The 4040-nt window shown below is 75.7% G+C and carries 3 protein-coding genes and 1 pseudogene; all 4 read right to left on the bottom strand.

What is annotated here, in order from left to right; translation table 11 throughout:
* Positions 1 to 222, bottom strand: a pseudogene (locus tag AWW66_RS31605) (hypothetical protein); the annotation flags it as partial.
* Positions 223 to 545: 323 nt separating this feature from the next.
* A complete protein-coding gene (gene tilS / locus AWW66_RS31600) occupies positions 546 to 1535 on the bottom strand; it encodes a tRNA lysidine(34) synthetase TilS (protein ID WP_067374356.1) in 990 nt (329 codons plus the stop codon).
* Between the two features lie 11 nt (positions 1536 to 1546).
* Complete coding sequence (locus tag AWW66_RS31595; protein ID WP_067374352.1) at positions 1547 to 2614, bottom strand: zinc-dependent metalloprotease; 1068 nt, start codon at positions 2612 to 2614, stop codon at positions 1547 to 1549.
* A 104-nt stretch (positions 2615 to 2718) separates the two neighbouring features.
* A partial coding sequence (gene dacB / locus AWW66_RS31590) for a D-alanyl-D-alanine carboxypeptidase/D-alanyl-D-alanine endopeptidase (RefSeq protein ID WP_067374350.1) occupies positions 2719 to 4040 on the bottom strand: 1322 nt, incomplete at its 5' end.

Below are 4040 nucleotides of genomic sequence, written 5' to 3'. Positions count from 1 at the left end.
CTGCTCCTCGTTCAGGTCGATCCGCGACTGACCCGCCGGCTCACCATGCGGCAGCAACACCGCCGTGTCCGGCGCGCTCTCCTGCACCGCCACAGCGCTCACCCCGGTCACCGGGGCCGCGTCCTGATGGTTCAGCGGACCCGCCGCCAGACCACCGGCGACAGCCAGACCAGCAACACCCAGCACGCTCCTACGAATGATCGAGTTCATGACCAGCTCCATTCGGGGGATCGACACCCACACGGGGTGCACGAGCACCGTCAGGCGCCCACACGGGGGAAAAGAAAAGATCGAGAGCGGCGCGGGAACTCGCGGGGGGCGGCTCACCACGCCGGAACCATGTACAACGACCGGCCGGCCACCAACATTCCGGCCCCGGCCCACCCGCCCACCAGGCGAAGCGGCCCCTGCTCGGTCGTACGCCAGGTATAACGACCCCACCCCCACCGCCATTCCGGCCGACGGGTGCCCCCGACCACACTGTGAACCAGACATCGGGCCCGAAGGACCCCGACCGGGCCGGACATTCGACGCGAACGGGTCGCTCAGGATGTGGCGGTGACGAGGCGACCTTCCCGGCGGACGACGCACAGAGCGCCCGGCAGGTGCACCGCCCCCTGCCCGTGCCACGCGGTCACCAGCGCGTCGAGGGCGGCGACGTGCCGGTGGGAGAGCGCGGCGGACGGGGCGCCCAGTTCCCGGGCCCAGGCGTGCAGCGCCCGGGTACGCACCGCCGGGGCGAGGGCGGCCAGCCCGTCCACGGACAGACCGCCGCCGGCCGTCCGGCTCCCGGCCAGCGCGGTCGCGGCCAGGTCGTCGAGCACGGCGTTGTCCGCCGCGAGCTGGCGGGCGGTCCGGGCCAGGTTGTCCACCACCGCCGGGCCGAGCGCGCGGACCAGCGCGGGCAGCACGTCCGACCGCACCCGGGAGCGGGCGTACGACGGGTCGACGTTGTGCGGGTCGTCCCACGGCTTCAGGTCGAGCACCGCGCAGGCGGCGCGGGTCTGCTCCCGGCCGACCGCCAGCAACGGCCGCAGCAGGGGTACGCCGTCGAGGTCCCGTCGGGGCGGCATCGCGGCGAGTCCCCGGGGGCCGGCCCCCCGGGCCAGCGCCAACAGGACGGTTTCCGCCTGGTCGTCCCGGGTGTGCCCGGTCAGCAGGGCCACCGCCCCGTGCCGCCGCGCCACCTGGGCCAGCGCCTCGTACCGGGCCAGTCGGGCCGCCGCCTCCGGGCCCCCCGGACGCCCCGCCACGGTCACCCGGACCGCCTCGACCGGGGCGAGGCCGTACCCGGTCGCCCAGCGCGCCACCTCGGCGGCCCGCTCGGCGGAACCGGGCTGGAGACCGTGGTCGACGGTGACCAGCCCGGCGGTACGCCCGAGCCGGGGCGCCACGAAGGCGGTGGCCGCGGCGAGGGCGAGCGAGTCGGCTCCCCCGGAGCAGGCGACCAGGACCGGGCCGTCGGCCGGTACGCCGGTCAGGGCCGACCGGACCGCCACCCGGATCGCGGCGACCGGCGGGGCGAGCGCGGCCACGGACGGTCGGGTCAGCCGGCGGCCGGCAGCGGGCCGACCGGGCCGTACACCCGGGCCACCCAGGCGTCGGGGTCGCCCAGTTCCTCCAGCCGGGGCAGGGTCAGCGGGGAGTTGAAGATCTTGTTGAAGCCCGGCATGCCGACCCGCTCGACCACCCCGTGTACGAACTTGCGGCCCTCGGCGTACTGCCGCATCTTGACCTCGACGCCGAGCAGCCGGCGGATCGCCTTCTCCAGCGGGTTGCCCGACTCACGGCGCCGGTTGAACGCCGCGCGGATGCTCTCCACGCTCGGGATGACCTCCGGGCCGACGCCGTCCATGACGAACTCGGCGTGCCCCTCCAGCAGGGTCATCAGGGCGGTCAGCCGGTCCAGTACGGCCCGCTGGGCGGGGGTCTGCACGATGTCCAGGACGCTGGTGCGGCTCTCCGGGTCGCGGATCGCGTCGGCGAGGGTGGCCACACCCCGGCGCAGCCGCTCCACGAAGTGCTCACTGTTCTGCGAGGCGTCCACGAACGCCTGCACCTCGCCGAGGAAGTACGCCCGCATCCACGGCACGGCGGTGAACTGGGTCCGGTGGGTCACCTCGTGCAGGCAGACCCAGAGCCGGAAGTCCCGGGAGTCGGCCTGGAGCTTCCGCTCCACCTCGACGATGTTCGGCGCGACCAGGAGCAGTTGCCCGGGGTCGGCGGAGAAGACCTCGTACTGCCCGAGGACCCGCCCGGAGAGGTACGCCAGGACGGTGCCGGCCTGCACCCCGGTCAGCCGGGAGCCGATCGCCTCGGTCAGCGCCCCGGGCTGCTTGTCACCGGAGAGTCGGTTGACCAGGGGAGTGATCACCTCACGCAGCCCGGCGATGTTGGTCGCCGCCCAGTCCCGGCGGTCCACCACCCGCACCGGTGGGTGCGCCACCTGCGCACGCAGGCCGGTGTAGTCGGCCACGTGCCCGGCCGCCTCGTCGGTCAGCCGCCGCAGGTCGGCGACCACGTCGGTGGCCTCGTCGTACGACACCCGGGGGCCGGACTTGCTCAACGCCCCCGCCGTCGCGGCGGCCAGATCCCAGTCCACGAACTGCGCCATGCCCCAACCGTACCCGCGCCGGGAAAGCCCGGCCGGGTGCCGACCTGCGGCGGTGCCGCCAGGGCCGGGAATCCGGGGGCGGCGGGACGGCTCCGGTGCGGGCGTCAGCGGCAGCCGCAGCCGGCGAGCGCGGCGGCGATCCGGTCCAGCGCCACCCGGGTCTCGTCGGTCGTGCCCGCCGGGGCCCGGTCGGTGAGGACGGCGAAGCTGAGCAGCCGGCCGTCGACGGTGGTCACCAGCCCGGCGATGGCGTGCACCCCGGTCAGGGTGCCGGTCTTGGCCCGGACCACGCCCGCTCCGGCGGAGGTCACCGCCGAGTCGTACCGGTCGAGCAGGGTGCCGGACCAGCCACCCACCGGCAGGCCACCGAAGATGGCGGCCAGTTCGGGGTGGCTGCCGTTGCCGGCGAGCGCGATCAGGTCGGTGAGCAGGGACGGGCTGATCCGGTTGGTCCGCGACAGGCCGCTGGCGTCGGCCAGAGCCAGTTCGTCGGCGGGCAGCCCCAACTCGGCCACCACCTCGTCCATGGCCTTCGCCGCGCCGACGAACGAGGCGGGTTGGTCGCGGGCCAGGGCGACCTGGCGGGCCAGCGCCTCGGCGACCAGGTTGTCGCTGTCGCTGATCATGATGTCGACCAGCCGGATCACCGGCGGCGACTCGACCGTGCCCAACTCGGTGCCGGGTGCCGGCGAGCCGGTCGCGGTCCCGCCCGCGGCCGGGGCACGGCCCCGCTGCACGGCGGCGTCGGGCACCCCCAGCAGCCGGGCGAAGGCGCGGCCGGCGGTGAGGTCGGGCTCGGGTACCCGCACGGCGTGACCGCTGCCGGCGGCCAGGGTCTTGCGGGCGGCGACCGGGTCCTGGCGGGCGCCGTCGGTCATCAGCGCGGTGACCGCGCCGCCGTAGCCCCCGGTGGGGATGTCCGCGTCCCAGCCGGGCTCGTACTTCGGCCCCGCGTACAGCGTCGCGTCGACGATCACCTTCGTCGGGGCGGCCCCGCCGAGCGCCTGCCGGACCTGCTCGGCCAGGTCGGTCAGGCGGGCGGCACCGGGATAGAAGCCGTCGTCGTCGACGGCCAGTGTGGGGTCGCCACCGCCCACGACGACCACCTCGCCCGGGTTCGGGCCGGCCACCGCCCGGGTGGGGATCCGGTACGCCGGGCCCCGGGCGGCGAGCACCGTCACCGCGGTCACCAGCTTGGTGACCGAGGCCGGCACGGTGCCGTCGTCGGCGCCCCGCCCGTACAGCAGGTCGCCGGTTTGCACGTCGGTCACGGACAGGTTGACCCGGCTGCCCAGGGCCGCCGCGCCGACCAGCGGCTCCAGCGCGGCGCGTACCCCCTCGGGGGTCGGCGGCGCGGCGTTCGGGTCCGGCGCGGCGAGCACCGCGACGGGCGGCGGGTCGGGCGTGGCGCTCGGCTGCGGCGCGG

It is taken from the genome of Micromonospora rosaria (genome assembly GCF_001567585.1).
In the GTDB taxonomy this organism is placed as follows: domain Bacteria; phylum Actinomycetota; class Actinomycetes; order Mycobacteriales; family Micromonosporaceae; genus Micromonospora; species Micromonospora rosaria.
This window is presented reverse-complemented; position numbering and strand designations above follow the sequence as displayed.

Excerpts from the sequence above, each read along its gene's own strand:
- AWW66_RS31595 (WP_067374352.1), bottom strand. The coding sequence starts at position 2,614 with ATGGCGCAGTTCGTGGACTGGGATCTGGCCGCCGCGACGGCGGGGGCG.